The sequence below is a fragment of the Crocinitomicaceae bacterium genome, from assembly GCA_016708105.1.
Taxonomy (GTDB): Bacteria; Bacteroidota; Bacteroidia; order Flavobacteriales_D; family Crocinitomicaceae; genus JADJGJ01.
Genome location: JADJGJ010000001.1, coordinates 1285042 through 1304537 on the forward strand (window position 1 = coordinate 1285042; position 19496 = coordinate 1304537).

Genomic DNA, 19496 nt, shown 5'->3' on the forward strand with positions numbered 1-19496 from the left:
AGTACCCACCTGAGGAAAGAACAAGTTGGATAGCAAACCCAAACTTGGAGAAAGGGCATTCTTTGAATGCTCTTTTTTTTGTTTTATCTTTTCGGAATATAAATATTCTTGAGATGCTTTACTTCAGCTTGCAAATCCAGAATGGCGCGTGTGAGTTCACTTTCTTTGAATGCAGAAACCGGCATGTCAGACGAGATGTAGTTGACAAATTTCCAAATTTCCAGAATTTTAGTTGCGTGCACTTCATAGGGTGAATAAAGTGGATTGGTACTACACAATTGAAAACTCTGATTGTCTTCAAGTCTTTTATACAAAACCTTAAAAACAATTCCATCATCTTCGGTTATTACGATATATGGATAGCCGTCTTTTATATTGTTCCAATTCTCAACATATTCAGCAATGACAAAACTTCCGTCTGATACCGGGGGCATTGAATCTCCTTTGATTGGAAAGGTTCTGTACTTTCTGTCTTTTTTAAGAAATGGCAGCTGAAATGTAGGCAATACACTGATGTATTCAGGATCAGCATAACCGGCAGTGTAACCTGCGCGTGCTTTTTCTGAAATCAATTCAATGTTGTCATTATTGTCACGATCAACGGATGTTGCAATAATGCGTAAATGTTTTCCTTCAATGTCAACATCAATTCCGCGTTCTATTTTATCCCAGTCTTTTTCTGATATTCTGCTTAAATCTCGCTTAACAAACTTGTCTAAAGACATGTCATAATATGCTGATATTTTAATCAGTGTTTCAATGCTGGGCTCTGCTATTCCATTTTCATATCCACTGTATGTGGAACGCGTTAGTCCTAGTTCTGTGGCTATTTCTTCTTGCGATACGCCTCTGCGTTTACGCAATAATTTCAGATTATCTCCAATCATATCAAGATGAATTACTCGTCAAAGATATAAAAATATTCTGAAATATTAATCAACAAATTGAATTGGCTGAATGTAGAGGTGTTTAACGCCGGATACATCATGCTGAGAAAATATTTTAACTCGCCTGTTTGACGAGATAAATGTATATTCTTTATACCAACCTAAATCAAGAGTAGATTTCAGGCTGACCTGAATTTTTTTTGTACAAATTTTATTTTTTACCTCGCTGAAAATTCCCGGCCTGAAATAAAATTCTTCTTTCTCATTTTTATGTGATTGAGTTCACCAAAAAATTCAGCCTCAGTTTTATTTGTTGGGTGATTAAAAAAATCAGAAGGTTTGTCAATGCGTCTTATTTTTCCTTTGCGAATAAAGATTATTCTATCTGCCCATTCCATAGCCTCAATACCGTTGTGGGTTACTAGAATTGCGCTCATGTTATTTTTTCTCAAATAGCTGCGGACGTGCTGTTCAATTTTTTGTTTGTTTTGAAAATCAAGTTGATTAAATGGTTCATCGAGCAAAAGTAATTCGGGTTCATCGGCAAGCGCACGGGCAATGGCTAGTCGCTGTTGTTGACCACCTGAAAGGTCATCTGCTTTTAAATTGTGATACGTGTTGAGTCCGGTTAGTTTGAGTAAAGTATCTATACGAAGTATGCGATATGATTCATCAAATCGGCTTAGTTTTAGTCGCACATTTTCTTCTACTGTATGGTATTTATCTAAGGCAAAATCTTGATTGACGAGTTTGATTTCATGGTGCCCCGGAACTAATTTGTGCAAGGCGTCTTTCAGGTGTTGATCTTTGTAACGTATTTCACCTGATTGAACAGGCAGTAAACCTGCGAGTGCTTTCATCAAGGTGGTTTTGCCGTCTCCGCTTGCTCCAAGTATTACTATGATTTCACCCGCAGTTAATGAAAAGCTGACCTTGTTGATTATTTTTTTTGTTCCGTACGACAAGGTTAGATTTTTTACATTCAGAATTTCCATGTGATAAATTTACGTTTTACGATCATCAATAAATGTCCTTTTGATTTGAATTGATAAACAGGATGTGTTTGATAACCATCATCTTTTATTGGTGCAGTGTATACATAACTTAACTTGCTTTGATGCATGATTGTTTGCACCATGGTCTTTTTTTATACCTTAGTGGGTGTGATGGTTGTTTGTCAATGCCGCTATTGCTAACTCATATTGACATAATCAATAATAAGTCAGACATGAAAAAATTTACATTTCTCTTTGTTTCATTCATCATTTTGTTTAGCACGGTGGTTTATTTCACCTTTAGTATCTCTGAAAATTTATCTAAATATCATGATAAGAAAAGTGAAATATCCAAGGAGTTGAATTTTGAGAATCGCCTAATGAATGCCTGGGAGTGGGTGCCTTTTAATACTATTGGGCAAGAAAAGGTAGAGACGTGGAGAGCTCTTGAAATATCAGCGTCATATTATTACAAGAAAGCGTGTATTTACGGTTATATTTTAGGTGGCGTAGTTTTATTGTTTACTTGTGCTAATTTGCTTTATTACCGCAAGCGTGATCACAAACTTCAGATATATGGTTTAGTGATGGTTTTCTCAGCGCTCTCATTTTTATATCTTGGTTTACAATCTCCTTTTCTTGAAATTGAAGCGTACAATGCTGATTTAGCTTTTGACATTCCGCTTGATGTAAACACTAATGAAATTCCTTTTTTGGGTGAGTTAGACTTGGGTGGATATCATTATGAACTCAATCAGGTTTTTGAAGGTCGCATCTATTATTTGTATCAAAATAAATCTGTTTTACAACTGATCAAATTACTTTACACCGGAGGTAATTTTCTAGTAGCAATTTGTGTCATATTATTCTCCATTGTTTTTCCATTAGTTAAGTTATTTTCATCTATGATTATTTTCATGAATCCTCATTCTAAATCATCTCATAAGTTAACGCCGGCAATTGTTTATTTAGGAAAATGGAGTATGGCAGATGTATTTATTTCAGCCATGTTTTTAGCCGTATTTTCTTTCACAAACATGAATGAAGGTATTGATACCGGAGCCAGCACACTGATTGGAATGTACTTTTTTTTAAGTTTTGTTATCCTTTCAATTCTCTCAGGCTTTGTATTGAAAAAACTAGTACAAAAAAAAAAAAGAAGCTACTCTAGATTATGTTTAGAAAAAGAATGGCGGCTTGTTGTACTCCAACTTAATATCCTGAAACATGGAAGCTTTGATGTTGACTCTGAATAAAAAATTCACCTGATGATCTTCCCAAGCACCATATTGAAACCAGGTAAGACTGGCTTCCCAGCAATGTAGGTCACGCCAAATACCAAAATCATAGGTTGGAATTAACGGGTCGTCTCCTTTTGCTTGCAAATCAAAACTGATTCCAAAATCAAACTTCCATTTTTTATTGATGCTGAAATCGCCGTCTGCGCGAATGGTTTGAATGAGTTCAAGAGTATCCGTTAAAATACCGCCTGACAGCATGGATAAACGGGAATATTTAAAATTATAAGACAAATTCAACTGCCAAGGCAATTCAAAATCTGGTTTGCTCTCTTTGGGGTTTGTGTCATTTGAACTTGTTTCACCTGATTGTTTTTGTTTTTTACTACCGGTTGCACTGGTGAAATTTGCATTCACTGTTGCAGTGGCCGTTTTAAATCGGCCTAAGCCTTGTCCATTTTGCCATGCGTATGCAGTTAAATCTTTTCCGCTGAATGTGTTAAACGCATATGGACTTAAAGCAGCAGCGCTCTGAAAACTGAATACATTCAAAAATTTTGCAGTTCTGAATGCAAAAGCAAAATTAGATAAATTAAAAGAGTCTCTGAAAATATCATAAGACCCGTTGATTGAAAATGCATCAACCAGTTTGAATGATTTGAATGTTTCATTGATAGAATCTTTTTGTCAAGCATTTTCATTTCTAATGTGTTAGCAAGGCCGAATGAAATAATTCCTGATTGACCAAATCCTTGCTCTCTGTATAAACTGGTTTGAAAAGGCGAATAATATTTTGTGTTACCTAAAGTGTCATATTGAATCTCTTCATACAAACCAATATCAGGCCTGAAACTAAAACTAAGATTTGGTGAAGCCACATGCCTGAATTTCATTTCTCTTTTTCCAAGCATTTTATAATAACCGTAAAAGTTAGTATTTAAGCCTGCATTGAATGAGAGGGTTCTTGATGATTTAAATCCCTCAAATGAAACGGTATCAATTTTTTCAGATCCCGGATTCCACGTATTTTTCTCGTATTGAAAATTCCATATTTCAGCGTAGTTCACACTAGGTGTTAACATCATTCTTCCGCCAAAAAGACGCATGTTTGACTGCACTGTGGTGGCGTGTTGTACCCCATTTAATACATAATCATTCACCAAATAGAATTGTCCTGCGTTGAAAATACTATCAGGGGCAGCAATGTAATTTTTTGCGTTGAGAGCATAAGTTACTTTGATGTTTTCATACCATTTTTTCCAATCGGATTTTGCAGCACTCCTAAATCAAACATGTTGACAGAAAAATTGTAGGTAGGTAGTTCAATGATATAGTTTTTTGATTGTGAATTCTGTTGCAATGATGTTTTTAATCCCATGGTTCCGCTGAACTGATTTGTTTTCCATCTTTTGGTTATATTGATTGCTGAGTTAAACTGGTTATCAAAATATTCTGGATTGATTGCTTCTAACGTGGTTTTACCGTTGTTGTCTGATTTGAAATTGATGTCTGCGCTAAATTTTAAGCTGGGGTGCGCTTTGGCATCTTGGGTGTGTCGCCAATTGAATGTCCATTTTTCAGCAACCAGGGTATCATAAAATTTGCCTCTGAATTGTTCAAATTTCAATCCTATCGTTCCATTGTATTTGTACTTTTTGTAGTAGTTTGAAATATTTTGAATACCAAATCTTCCGGTAGTGAAAAGTGTTGCATAAAAATACGTTTCCCAATAATCACCTAACGGAATGTAGTATCCGAAATCTTGTAAACCAAAACCGTATGCATCAGTATTGGCAATACGCGGAATAATAATTCCATGTTTTTTAGATTCAGAATTAGGGAAAAATCCAAAAGGTGCGGCAAGCGGCATTGGTACTTTGAATAATTTCATGTACACCGGTCCGGTGACAATTCGTTCATCAGGCACTATCATGGCGCGCGTTAATTGAAAGTGGTAGTGAGGAGTGTCTGCATCACAGGTAGTGAATTTTCCATCTTTCAGGTGTACCGTTTCGTCAGGATGAATTTTTGATTCAGCCATGTGGATATAGCCTTCTCCCTGCTGACCTCTAATTTCTTTTACGTAACCCTTTTTTGTGTTGAAATTATACTTGATATAATCACAATGGCTTTCTTCTGCACCCATGGTAAATGTAGGTTTACCGACAGGTACACCGGCGGAATCCAAGGTAAAAGTGGCCAATACTTCACCATGTACAAGATCTATTTCAATGAAATCAGCGCGCAATACAATATCTTCATACGTTACATTGGCATCTCCATATAATCGTATGATTTGTGCAGGTATGTCAGCAACAATGGAATCTCGGGCGCTGTATTCAACACCTGATGATGGTGCTTGTGAAAACAGCAGGGTAGTGCTCAAAGTCCCGATTATCAACAGAACAGAATGGATAACTAAGGATGTGGCACGTTGTATCACCTGCGTTTTGGTCTTAACTTTGTTAGGGTGAAGTATAATTTATACGCAAATCTATCAATTTTATAAAAGATGATTTCAATACTGCATAACTTGAAAGGTCAGATAATATTGTGTTTTCTGATGATAATTGCTGCAGCCTCGTCTGCACAAACCACGGATGCTCTTGCGGGGTTAAACACTGTGGTTATTGATGCCGGACATGGAGGTAAAGATCCGGGATGCCATGGAGCAAGTACCAATGAAAATCAGTAACACTGGCCATTGCGCTTAAACTAGGGGCGTATATCAAAGAGGCATTCCCAAAGTAAAAGTTATTTTTACCAGAGAGACTGACGTATTTGTAGAATTAGAAGAGCGTGCTCAAATTGCTAATCGCAACAATGCCGATCTTTTTATTTGCATTCATGCTAACGCAGGCGGCCCCACTGCCTTTGGTGTTGAAACCTACGTACTTGGTTTGCACAAAACTGAAGCACAACGACAAGTGGCAGAACGTGAAAACGCAACCATTGAATTGGAAGAAGATGGCGGACAGAAGTATAAAGATTTTGATATGACACCGGATGCCATCATTGCAAGACAATTACAACTCAGTGTTTTTCTTGATCATAGTATTGTTTTTGCGACCAAATTACAAGAACAGTTTGTGAAAATTGGTCGCAGTGACCGTGGTGTGAGACAAGCAGGATTTTTGGTATTGTACCGCACTACCATGCCGAGTGTATTAATTGAAACCGGTTTTTTAACCAATGCTGACGAAGAAAAATTTCTGGCTGATCCTGCTAGTCAAGAGAAAATGGCAAAATCAATTTTTGAAGCCTTCAAAGAATATAAAGTTTATTATGAGGCAGGAATGACCGAAACGGAAAAAGATTCTACAACCACGAATACAACAATTACCTTGGACAAAGAAAAATTTGGAATACCGGAGTCAGATGTAAAAGCAGATGAAATTATTTACCGAGTACAAATTGAAACGTCACAAACAAAACTAGAACTCACGGATGCCCGCTTCAAAGGTATGATCGTTTTTATGTATGAAGATAAGGGTTTGTACAAATATACAGTGGGTGCTTTTCGAGATGCTGATTCAGCCAACGCGCTCAAAAAAGAAATGCGTACAGCTGGTTTTGAATATGCATTTGTTGTCACACTAAAAGGTAATCAGCGTGTTAATCTTTAGTTGGTAATAATTCGCCCTGTTGGCAAGGAATACGTTTTTTTACACTAATTTAGCAGACAGAAACAACGCCGGTTCCCGCAAAGAAAACCGGTTAACCTAAAAAACATGAGGGTTTCAAAAGAATTTAAGGTAGGGCTCCTAGTGGTACTCGGACTTCTGCTTCTTTTTGTTGGCGTTAACTTTTTGAAAGGTGGCGTTATTTTTGGAAAAAGCCGTGAATTTTACGCTGTGTTCAATAACTCAGCCGGATTAAAACCGTCTAATGAAGTTAAGCTCAGCGGTTTTAAAATTGGTCAAGTTGAAGAAGTGGGTCTGCATCCTGATAATCCAACGCTCATTCTTGTTAAATTTTCTATTGAAGATGATGAGCTGCAAATTCCTAAATCATCTGAAGCTTGGTTGGCAACTGATCTGTTAGGAACCGCATCTATTGATTTAAGACTCGATACCAATTTCATGGCTGTGCATGATTATTACCAAGATGGTGATACCATAATTTCTAACATTACCATGTCTATTGAAGATCAAATTCAAGAACAACTTTTACCCCTGAAACAAAAAACAGAAGAGTTGATTGGCTCAGTTGAAGGAATCATCGTATCTGTCAATGCCTTCTGGGATACTAGTGCTGCTTATACTATTGATGAAAGTTTATACGAAGTGCGTGATGCTATTGGAACATTTAGTGAACTAGCAAATAATCTGAGTTTGCTCATTTCAAAAGAAACTGAAGTGGTTGGTAAAATTTTGGATGATGTACATAATATTACAGGCAACCTAGCTGATAAATCTGATCAGATTTCTAATACTATTGATAATATCTCTGCAATATCTGACACGCTTGCTGATTCTGATATTAAATCCGTAATTCTTGAAACCAAAACTACATTGACTGAACTGAATGGGGTTCTCTATGGTGAACTCCGGTGAAGGAACTGTTGGTGCTTTATTACACAGTGATAGTTTGTATAATGCATTGATTTCAACCAATGAATCAGTTCAACATTTGCTGGATGATATGGTGGCCAATCCAAATAAATATGTTCATTTCAGCTTATTCGGCAGAAAAGTAAAAGGTGTTCAACTCACCGCAGAAGAAGAGAAAAAACTACGTGATTGGTTGAGCCAACCTCATTAAGAATTAAATCATTTCATCATGGGTATTGCAAATATTATATTCGCTCTGTTGTTCATCGGAGCGGCAATTCTTTTTACTATCAATGTTCGCAAAATTTTGTTCAATATACGTTTGGGAAAAGACGTAAACCGAACTGATAATAAAAGTGAACGCATGCGAACCATGATTCGGGTGGCGCTGGGTCAATCAAAAATGACATCGCGACCATTTGCTGCTTTTTTACATATTATCGTTTACGCAGGATTTATATTGGTCAATCTTGAGATGCTTGAAATTTTTATTGATGGATTTGTAGGTACGCATCGTGTGTTACAACCTTTGTTGGGGAATTTTTATTTCGTGATGGTAAACTTTTTTGAAATTCTTGCCGCAGCAGTTGCACTTGCATGTATCGTGTTTTTAGTGCGCCGAAATTTCAAAGCCGTCAAAAGATTTCAGGGACCTGATTTAAGAGGATGGGCGTTTAAAGACGGTAACATTATTCTCATCACTGAAGTATTGATGATGAGTGCTCTTTTGATCATGAATGCCGCCGATGTACAAGGTGGGTTTTTAATTTCAAGTTATCTGAAACCCCTCTTACCTGAGAATCATAATGCACTGCATATAATTGAACAAACAGCTTGGTGGTTCCATGTGGTTGGTGTATTTGCTTTCTTGAACTATTTGCCTTTTTCAAAACACCTTCATATCATCTGGGCATTTCCGAACACGTATTTTTCAAATTTGTTGCCAAAGGGTAAATTAACCAACATGGAAAGTGTAACCCGTGAAGTGAAATTGATGCTTGATCCGTCTGCAGATCCTTATGCGGCGCAACCGGCTACTGAAGCGGCTCCTCAACGTTTTGGCGCAAAAGATGTTACTGATCTTCTGCCAGGTAAATATCATGAACGCCTATACCTGCACTGAATGTGGAAGATGCACTTCATCTTGTCCGGCAAATATCACGGGTAAAAAATTATCACCACGCAAAATCATGATGGATGTGCGTGACCGTGTTGAAGAATTAGGTAAGGCAAAACAAAAAAACGGCATTGAATTCCATGATGGAAAATTTTTACTTGGAGATTATATCACAGACGAAGAAGTGTGGGCTTGCACTAGTTGTAACGCATGTGTGCAAGAGTGTCCGGTGAATATTGATCCGCTGTCTATTATCATTGATTTGAGAAGATATCTGGTGATGGAAGAATCAAAATTGCCAGCTGAATTGGCAGGGATGGCAACCAATATTGAAAATAATCAGGCGCCTTGGCAGTTCTCTCCGGCTGACAGATTTAACTGGGCAAACGAAGCGTAAATATGAAAGTAATTTTTTTCTCGATAACAGTTTTTATTTTTCAATTCTCTTTCGCGCAGTCATGCAATGATTTTATTTTGTTGACCAATAAAAAAGATACTTTGTTGACGAATACAACAAATACACTTGAAATTCAAACAAGCTATAAACTTTCAAAGGTATCTCTCATAGGAAAAGGGGTGCAGATAGTTTATGATAAAAAACAAAAAAAATATCAGGTCACTGTTATTGCAGAAAATTCAAAAACGGTTGACATTGTGCTGCAATATCGAAAGTCAAAAAATGAAACAATCACGTTTGTTTATCCTTTTATTGTTTGGAAAGAGTAATTAGACAGGAATGAAAATCAGCTATGAAAAAAAAACTTGACGATAATAAACTGATTGAAAAAACAGTTGATGGCGCAAAGGTTTCGCCCCGCTTGCCTGAGCATGTAAAAAACTACTTGATTGATATTGACGGAACAATTGGAGATGATATTCCGAATGAAGAACCGGAGCGTATGGTGACTGCAAAGGCATATCCTGATGCTTTGCGAATTTGCAATAAATGGTTTGATGAGGGGCATATCATAACGTTTTTCACATCACGAACTGAAGAGCATAGAAAAGTAACTGAAGAATGGTTAGCGAAACATGGGTTTAAATATCATGGAATGCTAATGGGTAAACCACGCGGAGGAAATTATCATTGGATTGATAACCATATTGTGAGAGCCACCAGATTTGAAGGAAAATTTACAGATCTCATTGAAATAGATTCTAAAATTCAGGTATTTAAAAAATAGTATTGATCAACAAAACAAGAATTAAGCTATGAGTAAAGTTGAAGTAAAAACAATGGCACAAATGATGGCTGAAGGTCAGACACCCGATATTTTATTTTGGGTTGGTTGTGCCGGAAGTTTTGATGACAGAGCTAAAAAAATTACCAAAGCCATTGTGAAAATTCTGAACCATTGCAATATTAAATTTGCGGTGTTGGGCACTGAAGAATCTTGCACCGGAGATCCTGCCAAACGTGCGGGAAATGAGTTTTTATTTCAGATGCAGGCCATGATGAATATTCAAGTTTTGAATGGTTATGAAATTAAAAAAATTGTGACGGCATGTCCGCATTGTTTTAATACCTTGAAAAATGAATATCCTGAGTTGGGTGGGCATTATGAGGTAGTTCATCACACACAATTGCTTGAAGATTTATTCAAACAAGGTAAAATTACCATTCAAGGAGGAGGTACCTTCAAAGGGAAAAAAATAACTTTTCATGATCCTTGTTATTTGGGTCGCGCTAATGAGGTGTATGAAGCCCCTCGTGAAGTACTTAAAAAGTTAGACGCAGAATTGATTGAGATGAAACGTTGTCGTGAGCGAGGATTGTGTTGTGGAGCCGGCGGAGCTCAAATGTTCAAAGAATCTGAAAAAGGCAATAAAGAAATCAACGTGGAACGTACAGAAGATGCCTTGGAAACTAAATCAGAATTTATTGCAACAGGATGCCCATTTTGCAATACCATGATGACGGATGGTGTGAAAAATTTTAATAAAGAAAATGAGATCAAAGTGTTGGACATTGCTGAAATGATTGCCCAGGCTGCTGATTTGTAAATCTATTTTTTAGGACAACCTCCGCAAAATTTCCCTTTGCGCTTGTATTTTTTACAGCAATCTTTTTTTACCATGGTCAGCTGGTTCAACACATGAACACGATGGCTTGTCACAGTATGAAAGATTTGGTGAAGTATGTATTACAGAATTCATGCATCTCAAAGATACTTGTTTAAACACACGATAAACAATACCTTTAACTTGGCGTTTAATGAGTCTATTGAATAATACACTAAGAATGGGGGGTGGTATGAAAAACAAGCTGAGCTCTGAGATGCTCGATTTCAGATTCTAGGTGTTGTATCCTTTTTTCGTACTGCTCAATAAGTTTCTCGGGTAGAAAATTATTCATGATATATGCTTTGCCTGAATTTTGGCAGTTGTTAAAAATAAAAGTATCATCAAAATTTACTAAATCAACAGGATCCATTTCGAATATTTGAGCAATTTCATTTATTCGGTCCCAATCAATCTTTGTTTCATTTCTTTCAAGCTTGCTATATGACTTTTGCGAGATGTCCCGTTTGTGTGCCATATACTCCTGTGAAAACCCCTTTAATTCACGCAGCTGGCGAATTTTAATTCCCAAAGTTTTAGTCATAATATACTTGTTTAGAACCAAAGGTACTTTTTTAGAGCTAAATCTACAGTTTCAATGCTTCATTTTATTTATACCTATGTGAAAAAAAAATATGAAATACGGGATCACGATTACACTGCTCGTAATGGGTAGTATTACTGCTTCGGGGCAGCTAAAAGTTCATTCTGATGGCACCGCAAGTGTTGGAACTACGGCTTCATGGTCTGGATATGCTTTGCGCGTTAATGGAGGTGCCGGTATTATGGTTACAAATGGAAGTTCAACCTTGCGGCTAAGTTCGTCATCAACAGATGCGATTATTGGCAGCAGTTCAAATCGCGTATCACTGTGGACGAATGGAACCATAGCGTACAACGATCTTTACATTGAGGATTTGACTGAATATTCTGATAGTACCTATAAAACGGATATTGCGCCATTACAAGATGGCTTAAGTTTCGTCATGGAGCTCGAACCTAAAAGTTATTATCGTATCAATGGTCTGGCAGAGGTTGAGGCTCAAAAAAGTTTTGGATTTCTTGCGCAGGATGTTGCTTTGGTCAAACCAGAACTTGTAAGTTATGGAGTTGACAGCACAATGGGTATAAATACCACGCAAATAATACCGTACCTCGTCCTCGCTTTGCAAGAACAACAAGTAATTATTGATTCCTTGTTTTCGAGAGTCAATGAATTGGAAAAATGCTGTGAATATGACACAGGAACAAAAAGCGCGGAATCCAACGGTGATAGTAGCAGTCATCCAACAAGTGTTATAGTTAATTCTGCTGAATTAGGTCAAAACAGGCCAAACCCCTTCAAAGAATCCACAGTGATTCCTTATAAAATTCCAGAAACGACTCAAAGCGCGCAAATTATTATCTACGACATGCGCGGTCAACAACTTGAGAAATTTGAACTTATAGATTTTGGAAGCAGTTCACTTATCATCGAAGGAGGTACTTTTAAGGCCGGCATGTACATATATGCTTTGATTGTAGATGGAGTTTTTATTGAATCAAAACAGATGATTTTATCAAAGTGACCAACTAACTCAGTTCAATAACCGTTAATAAGATGGAGTTATGATGATAAGAAAAAAAATTCTTTTTTGGTTGTGTTTCAATGCGCTTGTTTCAACTGCTCAAACGCCACCTGATTTATCTGACCCAACTTGGGAGATATGGCTTGAAGATGATTTTAACGATAACTCACTGGATTTATCTAAATGGTACGTGTATAATCAATTTGATCATTTTGGAGCCAACGATGTTGTGTTTCTTGATGACAATGTTTCAGAAACAGGAGGTAATCTGGTGTTGACATTCAAGAAGGAAAATTATACTTGTACTGCACCACACAATTGTGTAAGACAAACACAGACGGGTAACAGTTACACCAGAACGTCAGGGTATATTGCGACCAAGCCAGATTATGACTTTAAATATGGATATATTGAGGCAAGAATAAAAATGTCTTATGATTATGGTCTGCACCCGGCGTTTTGGACTTGGCGCGGTTGGACTGTAGTTGATGGGCAAAATGCCGCAGAAATAGATATTTTTGAAATGAATCTTGGTAGCCAATTAGGCGAGCATATTACAACCACAAATATTCATTATGAATATAACGACCCAGCTACCCCTGAAGATGAACATTTGCCAATGCCCTATGTCTATGAGGAAGTGAATATTGGAAATTATAATGGCGTCTATAGAACGTTTGGTTTAGAGTGGAATCCCAATCAGATCATTTGGTATGTGGACGGGCTTGCTATTAGAACTTATGCCCCACACGAGGTTCATGACAAGGTAAAGTTGATTCTTGATTTGGCGATCGAATACGGATCCGAACCGAATGGCACAACACCAACTACCTCCGAGATGTATATTGATTATGTTAAAATTTATCAGCAAAACGGACAATGCAACTTGGCTTATAACGCATGTGATTTTGATTATTATACCTATGAATCAACGGTTAAAAAGGGGATTGTGATTGGTGGACCCGGATGTTCAAGTAGTCTACCAGTCAACGCAAATCTTTACCTGAATGTGGTAGAAACGGTGTTGATTAATGGCGAATTCACCGTACCTTTAGGTGCAGTCATGACCGTGCAGATTGAGCCTGATTGTTACATTATTTCAAATTAATTATATGGTTGAAAATGTTTTTAATAAGTCATTCAATACAAAGCTCATGAGTTGTTTGATAATTGTGACTCTAATGTGTCTTTCATGTGAAAAAGAAAAGAAAAAAGAAGATTTGACGCGGAATTTTGTTGGCGCATACGTGAATCAGAATTACCAGAAAATTAAAATTTATCCTCAGGATTCGTTGCAAACCATGGGCATATCGGGCTTAACCATTAGTCCGGTTTCTGCTATTGTAACAGACGAGAATAATTTTCAGATAGCCCCCTCTATCGTGGCGAAGTTGCCTGTTTATAGCGGTGGAGGTTGCGGTTGGTGTTTGAATGATGATGCTCACCTGCTAAAAATGACTGGTTGGGGTTTGTTAAATTATAGGGAGTTAACTATAACTACAAATCTGTACAAAAAATACGAGAACGATCAGGATTTTTCGTTCTACACTAGCATGGAGTATAAGCTAACAAGAGTTAATTAATCAACAATTTTATCATGCATCAACATAGGTGTATTATTGTAATGGTTACTGTCATTTCTCTGGTCTTTGTTTCATGCAGAAAAGAGGAACCAACCGAGATAGAACTTAATACAGCGTATCACGCAAATTTCAGAGGCATGGAAACCAATTATCCCCATGACAGTATTAATCATCTGAACATTGAATATATACTTACCAACCTTGAATGTGACAGCTTGGTTTTTGACGGATCATCTGTTCTCGAAATAAGCAATGACACCGTATATGGTGAATTAAAAATTCCAAGTATGGACTATTTGATTGATCCTTATTTGATCGCAACATTTGAGCAGCAATCAAAAGGCATTATTATTAGAGGAAAATACTCTGCTCTTAAAGATAGTTCATCTGCAATAGCGGGTGAAATTATAATACAGCCTAAATAATACCAAAGGCATATCCGTAATACCGATTGGCATCGGTATAGGCATCGGTACAATTCATTTTGATATAATACGCCGCCCGCACTTAGAATTTGCAAGAAGGATTGCGTGTCTTTTTTTATTGATAATAGTATTGATTAGTTCAGTGTGCAATTCCATCCAGTAATCCCGGCTTCAAAAGAAGATTGTTTTACATCACACCATGACTGAGCCTCTTTTTTCTTCATTTCTTCGTAGTATGTGATATCGTAAAAAGGATCTGTGGCAGTGCAGGTACATGAGTACTCTTTTTTACAAGATGTAAAGATGATAACACCACCCACTAATAAAACTATGAATGCCTTTTTCATAAGAAAATTGTTTTGAGTCTAGTAATGATGCAAACTTAACTATTTGTTTCGTTTATTCATGTTAGCTCCTCCATTTTCTGTGAACTGAACAATAATTTGAGAGAGCGGATTTTCATCGCTTTCATCTATTCTTAACTCCCATTTTTTAAATTCAGCGTAGAAGAATAGAGCCTGCCTGGTAAAGTTCGGTGATAGAACTAGTATCGATCAACCTCCTTTTCAGGAATTAGTGACCTGCTGTTACAGGACTTTAAAATAGTTGATTAATTGTCAGTGTTACTTTTTAGGACAACCCCCGCAAAATTTCCCTTTGCGCTTGTATTTTTTACAGCAATCTTTTTTACCGTTTTCCTGCGTTATGCCACACGAACACATCCCTGTGGTATAAATTGCTTGTGGTAATGGAACAACTTGCGCTTTCATCTTGACAAAGATATTTATTTAAACTAATTCTAAGCAATACCTTAAAAATGGTATAAATACCCAGTTTATTATTGTCAAAGGAACGGTTAACGCAGCAAATTATCCATGACAAACGTCAAAATTTGCCTTCAGAAAATTATAAAATAGTCTCACAAAAGATGATTTATATCATGATGCATACATCTCATCAGCCTGCATTTGAATTTTTTCATCAGCCAGGTAATCGTCATAGGTCATGAGTTTGTCAAGGAAACCTGTTGGAGTTAATTCAACGATGCGGTTAGCCACTGTTTGAACAAATTCATGGTCATGTGAAGTAAATAGAATAGTGCCCGGGAATTTAATGAGCGCATTATTGAATGCCGTTATTGATTCCAGATCCAGGTGATTGGTAGGTTCATCTAAAATAAGCAGGTTCCCTTTTCCAAACATCATACGAGAAATCATGCATCGAACTTTTTCACCACCTGATAATACACGCACTTTTTTGAGGGCTTCTTCACCTGAGAAGAGCATTCTCCCTAAAAATCCACGGAGATACACTTCTTCTTTTTCCTCGTCAGTTACAGCGTATTGGCGCAGCCATTCAACCATGGTTAAATCACTGCTGAAGTAAGCAGCGTTATCATTGGGTAAATAAGTTGGTTTTATAGTAGTACCATAATGAAAAGTACCACTGTCAGCTTGCTTCTCATTCATTAAAACCTGAAACAAATTTGTAATAGACAAGCTATTTTTAGAAATGAAAGCTATTTTATCTCCTTTGGAAACATTGAGATAAAAATCTTTGAAGAGCGTTTCACCGTCTAATGATTTTGAAAGTTTTTCAATGTGTAAAATCTGGTCACCCGCTTCACGTTCTTGTTCATAAATGATTCCGGGATATTTTCTGCTGGAAGGTTTCAGCTCTTCTACCTGCATTTTTTCAAGCAACTTTCGTCTGCTGGTTGCCTGTTTTGATTTAGAAGCGTTGGCACTGAAGCGAGCGATAAACTCTTGCAACTCTTTTCTTTTCTCTTCTAATTTTTTATTTTTATCACCTTGTTGTTTTAATACCAATTGAGATGACTGATACCAAAAAGAATAATTGCCGGTGAAAAAATTAATTTTACCAAAATCAATATCGCAAATATGAGTACACACGGTGTCAAGGAAGTGTCTGTCGTGCGATACAACGATTACTGTATTTTTAAAATCAAGTAGAAAATCTTCAAGCCAAGAAATTGTTTTAATGTCAAGGTCATTGGTAGGTTCATCTAAAACAAGAATATCGGGATTTCCGAACAATGCCTGCGCCAAAAGCACACGCACTTTTTGATCTGAGGGAATATCCTTCATCAGGGTATAATGGGTGTCTTCTTTAATACCCAGGTTACTCAGCAGTGTTGCAGCGTCAGTTTCGGCGTTCCATCCATCCATTTCAGCAAATTCCGCTTCTAGCTCAGAAGCACGTAACCCATCTGCCTCACTGAAATCCGGTTTAGCGTAGATTGCATCTTTTTCACTGATAATTTTCCACAAGGCGTTGTGCCCCATGAGTACGGCATTAAGCACTGAATATTCATCAAACTCATGGTGATTCTGTTTGAGCACCGCCATTCGCTTGCCGGGTTCAAGAATGATTTGCCCGGTGTTACCTTCAATTTCACCGGTTAATATTTTCAGAAAAGTTGATTTACCGGCACCATTGGCACCAATAACGCCGTAGCAATTGCCGGGTGCAAATTTGAGATTGACATCCTCAAATAAAACTTTTTTACCGTACGCGAGAGAAAGATTACTAACCTGAATCATTGATTTTACCGTGTTTCGGCGGCAAAGGTAGGTGCTTCATCTGCAAAAAATGATCTTTTGTTGTAAAAAAATTTTGTTTTATTGAAATCTGATATATATTTGCACCATTAATTAATTAATTATTTAAGTAAGTAAAACCAAGTTATGAAATTGAGAACTTTATTAGTAGGAGCAGTTGCAGGATTGTTGCTGACTGCTTGCGGTGGAGGAGCCACTCCAAAAGACGTTACAGAATCATTCATTAAAGCTTTGAACGGCGGTAAATGCGACGAAGCTAAAGGAATGGCTGTTGAAACTGCTGCTGAAAATGTACAAGCTGCTATTGATGCAGGATGTGCAAGTTCACCAACTGAAATCATTTCTACAGATTGTACAGAGTCAGGTGAAACTGCAAATTGTACTTGTACTGAAAAAAGAGATGGTATGGAAATGAAATTCAAATACGATCTTAAAAAAGTTGATGGCGCTTGGAAAGTTGCTAACTACGCAAAAGATCTAGGAATGGAAATGTAAGATCATTTCAAATCCAAAAGATTTCAAAAATCCCGTCCGGTTTCCGAGACGGGATTTTTGTTTTATCAGGCAATGCATCTGAATATTGTTGCCTACATTTGTTGAAATTCATTTACACTAAATTCAATTATTGGCATGATGCCCGTGAATACCCGTTATTTTTTTTGTGCTGTTACGTTGTTCATCCTTTGCAGTTGCTCAGGCTCAGGTGAGTCTGGCCTTGACACGGACACAAGTACTGCGGTGGAGTACAAACATATTCCGCCCAGTTTACCTGATTCAATTTATCAGCAAATAAAACCAGGCGATATAATAGTGCGTCGTGGTAACGGACCGCTCTCAGCACATATCATGCAAAATACCGAAGAAGAATATTCACACTGCGGTATTATTGTGAAAGAAGGTGATACCTGGAGAGTCATTCACTCTCTTGGAGGTGCAGTAAGTGAACAAGAAGAAGATGGAGTACAAATTATGGACTTAACTGAATTTGTAAAACATGGTGCTGACTCTATGCTATTTATTTGCCGACCAATTTTTGCTGATTCGCTTGAAACAAAAATTCCTGAAAGAGCTTACCATTACTTAAATCTCAGAGTGCCTTTTGACCATTCATTCAGCATGTATTCAACCGACGAATATTACTGCAGTGAATTGTTGTACTACATTTTCAAAGATGTGAATGATGGCAAAAATGTATTCATTGTGAGGAAAAAACATCGCACATACATGCTGTTGTTTGCTACCTTTTTTGATAGTGAAAAATTCATGCCTATTTTTCATTTGAAAGATGATAACAGAAGAGTACGCATGTTGCCACCTGATTCATTGAGTACTGATACAACTGCTGTTCAATAGGGAATAGCCCCTTGTAATCCGCCGGTGTGTAATAATACAATGCGGCTATTCTTTTTGAAAAATCCGTCATGTAAATCACGTAAAAATGCGCTGACCATTTTGCCGGTATAAACCTGATCAAGTGGAATACCGTGAGCATCAGTAAATGATTTCATATTGGCAAGCAACGTGGCATTGTGCTTTCCGTATCCTCCAAAATGCATATCTGTGATCAACCTCAAATCCTTCAATCTTAAGTTTGCTTCAGGAAATTCAATAGACATAGATTGAATTCTTCGCTGAATATCATGAGATAGAAATTCACCCCCCTTCAGTGCAGACACAGTATTGATGATGCAACCGTTCAGTGAACCCACAAGTAAACCCGCGGCAGTTGTGCCTGTACCCGCTGCGGTGTATACATAATCCGGTGTGAAAGGTATTTCATGCATTATTTCAGAACAGCCCTCAGCACCGGCGTTGTTTGCACCACCTTCAGGAACAATATACACGTTGCCAAAAATAGCTTTGAGCTGTGCATGAAAATTTGCATCGTATCTTTTTTGATATGCTTGTCGGGTAACAAAGTGAAATTGCATCTTATTTTCTGAAGCAGCACGAAGTGTATCGTTGCTTTGTGCGTGTAATTCATCACCTCGGATAACCCCAATTGTTGGTACACCTGCCATGTTACCAAAGGCTGCTGTTGCGGCAATGTGATTGGAATAAGCGCCCCCGAAAGTAAGTAATGCATGATAATTACCTGCCTTGAATTTTTCAATATTGTATTTTAATTTTCTCCATTTATTGCCGGATACTTCAGCGTGAATCATGTCATCTCGTTTTACAAAAACTGAAATATCTTGCTCAACAAAAACAGGTGAATCTATTTTTTGCAGTGGAGAAGGAATTTTTAATTCCTGCCATCTTGTTGTTTCTGCGTTCACTAAATCAAATGAAAAAATTTCTGCTTAAAGATAGCGCTGATTCCAATACAAACTATTTACCTTTGTCATGTCTCTAAGGGGTGCTGTCATAATTGGCGGCTGAGATTATACCCATTGACCTGATCAGGATAATGCCTGCGAAGGAAAGTGACAAGTTGGTTTTATTATTAATTTCCCAGGAACCAGCCCCTTGTTCTTGTTAAAATGT

The 19496-nt window shown here is 37.3% G+C and carries 22 protein-coding genes, 2 pseudogenes and 1 riboswitch; of the genes and pseudogenes, 14 read left to right on the forward strand and 10 right to left on the reverse strand.

Annotation, left to right across the window (positions count from 1 at the left end; all coding sequences use genetic code 11):
* Positions 1 to 83 precede the first annotated feature (83 nt).
* The 3 genes from IPH66_05500 to IPH66_05510 form a co-directional block, all read right to left on the reverse strand.
* Entirely contained in the window at positions 84 to 887 is an 804-nt protein-coding gene (locus tag IPH66_05500; protein ID MBK7128809.1) for a helix-turn-helix domain-containing protein, read from the reverse strand.
* A gap of 218 nt (positions 888 to 1105) precedes the next feature.
* Positions 1106 to 1882: an ABC transporter ATP-binding protein gene (locus tag IPH66_05505; protein ID MBK7128810.1), complete on the reverse strand. Its 777-nt coding sequence runs from the start codon at positions 1880 to 1882 to the stop codon at positions 1106 to 1108.
* Positions 1870 to 2025 (reverse strand): hypothetical protein, encoded by a 156-nt coding sequence (locus IPH66_05510; protein ID MBK7128811.1) that lies wholly within the window; start codon positions 2023 to 2025, stop codon positions 1870 to 1872. Before IPH66_05510 ends, IPH66_05505 begins: the two co-directional genes overlap by 13 nt.
* A gap of 90 nt (positions 2026 to 2115) precedes the next feature.
* Between IPH66_05510 and IPH66_05515 the strand changes: the two genes are divergently transcribed.
* Positions 2116 to 3138, forward strand: a complete 1023-nt coding sequence (locus tag IPH66_05515; GenBank protein ID MBK7128812.1) for a paraquat-inducible protein A — start codon at positions 2116 to 2118, stop codon at positions 3136 to 3138.
* On the opposite strand, the gene IPH66_05520 is transcribed toward IPH66_05515, so the two are convergent.
* The 3 genes from IPH66_05520 to IPH66_05530 form a co-directional block, all read right to left on the reverse strand.
* Positions 3061 to 3672: a hypothetical protein gene (locus IPH66_05520; GenBank protein ID MBK7128813.1), complete on the reverse strand. Its 612-nt coding sequence runs from the start codon at positions 3670 to 3672 to the stop codon at positions 3061 to 3063. The genes IPH66_05515 and IPH66_05520 overlap by 78 nt on opposite strands.
* Positions 3669 to 4280 (reverse strand): hypothetical protein, encoded by a 612-nt coding sequence (locus IPH66_05525; protein ID MBK7128814.1) that lies wholly within the window; start codon positions 4278 to 4280, stop codon positions 3669 to 3671. The genes IPH66_05520 and IPH66_05525 overlap by 4 nt, the downstream gene beginning before the upstream one ends.
* Before the next feature lie 71 nt (positions 4281 to 4351).
* Positions 4352 to 5506, reverse strand: a complete 1155-nt coding sequence (locus tag IPH66_05530; protein MBK7128815.1) for an LPS-assembly protein LptD — start codon at positions 5504 to 5506, stop codon at positions 4352 to 4354.
* 135 nt (positions 5507 to 5641) lie between these two features.
* Here IPH66_05530 and IPH66_05535 point away from each other — a divergent pair.
* The 7 genes and pseudogenes from IPH66_05535 (at position 5642) to IPH66_05565 (ending at position 10794) form a co-directional block, all read left to right on the forward strand.
* Positions 5642 to 6746: pseudogene (locus IPH66_05535) on the forward strand (N-acetylmuramoyl-L-alanine amidase).
* Between the two features lie 105 nt (positions 6747 to 6851).
* Positions 6852 to 7676, forward strand: a complete 825-nt coding sequence (locus IPH66_05540; protein ID MBK7128816.1) for an MCE family protein — start codon at positions 6852 to 6854, stop codon at positions 7674 to 7676.
* Positions 7660 to 7884, forward strand: coding sequence for a hypothetical protein (locus IPH66_05545; GenBank protein MBK7128817.1), 225 nt, complete (start codon positions 7660 to 7662; stop codon positions 7882 to 7884). Before IPH66_05540 ends, IPH66_05545 begins: the two co-directional genes overlap by 17 nt.
* Positions 7885 to 7902: 18 nt before the next feature.
* Positions 7903 to 9187 (forward strand): annotated as a pseudogene (locus tag IPH66_05550) (4Fe-4S dicluster domain-containing protein).
* Between the two features lie 2 nt (positions 9188 to 9189).
* Positions 9190 to 9516 carry a hypothetical protein gene (locus IPH66_05555; protein MBK7128818.1) on the forward strand — a complete coding sequence of 109 codons (327 nt, stop codon included), beginning with the start codon at positions 9190 to 9192 and terminating at the stop codon, positions 9514 to 9516.
* Between the two features lie 23 nt (positions 9517 to 9539).
* Positions 9540 to 9974, forward strand: coding sequence for a phosphoheptose isomerase (locus tag IPH66_05560; protein ID MBK7128819.1), 435 nt, complete (start codon positions 9540 to 9542; stop codon positions 9972 to 9974).
* A 28-nt stretch (positions 9975 to 10002) separates the two neighbouring features.
* Positions 10003 to 10794, forward strand: coding sequence for a (Fe-S)-binding protein (locus IPH66_05565; GenBank protein MBK7128820.1), 792 nt, complete (start codon positions 10003 to 10005; stop codon positions 10792 to 10794).
* A 232-nt stretch (positions 10795 to 11026) separates the two neighbouring features.
* On the opposite strand, the gene IPH66_05570 is transcribed toward IPH66_05565, so the two are convergent.
* The gene (locus IPH66_05570; GenBank protein ID MBK7128821.1) at positions 11027 to 11395 is read right to left on the reverse strand and encodes a helix-turn-helix transcriptional regulator; all 369 of its coding nucleotides are present in this window, start codon (positions 11393 to 11395) and stop codon (positions 11027 to 11029) included.
* Between the two features lie 91 nt (positions 11396 to 11486).
* Here IPH66_05570 and IPH66_05575 point away from each other — a divergent pair, with 91 nt between their 5' ends.
* The 4 genes from IPH66_05575 to IPH66_05590 are packed head-to-tail and all read left to right on the forward strand — an operon-like array spanning position 11487 to position 14427.
* Complete coding sequence (locus tag IPH66_05575) at positions 11487 to 12419, forward strand: tail fiber domain-containing protein (protein ID MBK7128822.1); 933 nt, start codon at positions 11487 to 11489, stop codon at positions 12417 to 12419.
* Positions 12420 to 12459: 40 nt separating this feature from the next.
* Positions 12460 to 13527, forward strand: coding sequence for a glycoside hydrolase family 16 protein (locus IPH66_05580; protein ID MBK7128823.1), 1068 nt, complete (start codon positions 12460 to 12462; stop codon positions 13525 to 13527).
* Positions 13528 to 13573: 46 nt separating this feature from the next.
* Positions 13574 to 14002, forward strand: coding sequence for a hypothetical protein (locus IPH66_05585; protein ID MBK7128824.1), 429 nt, complete (start codon positions 13574 to 13576; stop codon positions 14000 to 14002).
* Positions 14003 to 14016: 14 nt separating this feature from the next.
* Positions 14017 to 14427: a hypothetical protein gene (locus tag IPH66_05590; GenBank protein ID MBK7128825.1), complete on the forward strand. Its 411-nt coding sequence runs from the start codon at positions 14017 to 14019 to the stop codon at positions 14425 to 14427.
* A gap of 134 nt (positions 14428 to 14561) precedes the next feature.
* On the opposite strand, the gene IPH66_05595 is transcribed toward IPH66_05590, so the two are convergent.
* Both IPH66_05595 and IPH66_05600 read right to left on the reverse strand, forming a co-directional pair.
* Positions 14562 to 14774 (reverse strand): hypothetical protein, encoded by a 213-nt coding sequence (locus IPH66_05595; protein ID MBK7128826.1) that lies wholly within the window; start codon positions 14772 to 14774, stop codon positions 14562 to 14564.
* A gap of 591 nt (positions 14775 to 15365) precedes the next feature.
* A complete protein-coding gene (locus tag IPH66_05600; protein MBK7128827.1) occupies positions 15366 to 16991 on the reverse strand; it encodes an ATP-binding cassette domain-containing protein in 1626 nt (541 codons plus the stop codon).
* 144 nt (positions 16992 to 17135) lie between these two features.
* Between IPH66_05600 and IPH66_05605 the strand changes: the two genes are divergently transcribed.
* Complete coding sequence (locus IPH66_05605) at positions 17136 to 17504, forward strand: DUF4878 domain-containing protein (protein MBK7128828.1); 369 nt, start codon at positions 17136 to 17138, stop codon at positions 17502 to 17504.
* A gap of 135 nt (positions 17505 to 17639) precedes the next feature.
* Positions 17640 to 18362 carry a hypothetical protein gene (locus tag IPH66_05610; protein MBK7128829.1) on the forward strand — a complete coding sequence of 241 codons (723 nt, stop codon included), beginning with the start codon at positions 17640 to 17642 and terminating at the stop codon, positions 18360 to 18362.
* On the opposite strand, the gene IPH66_05615 is transcribed toward IPH66_05610, so the two are convergent.
* Positions 18356 to 19288 carry a pyridoxal-phosphate dependent enzyme gene (locus IPH66_05615; GenBank protein MBK7128830.1) on the reverse strand — a complete coding sequence of 311 codons (933 nt, stop codon included), beginning with the start codon at positions 19286 to 19288 and terminating at the stop codon, positions 18356 to 18358. The two genes, IPH66_05610 and IPH66_05615, sit on opposite strands and share 7 nt — an antisense overlap.
* Positions 19289 to 19353: 65 nt before the next feature.
* Positions 19354 to 19451, forward strand: a riboswitch (TPP riboswitch).
* Positions 19452 to 19496 lie beyond the last annotated feature (45 nt).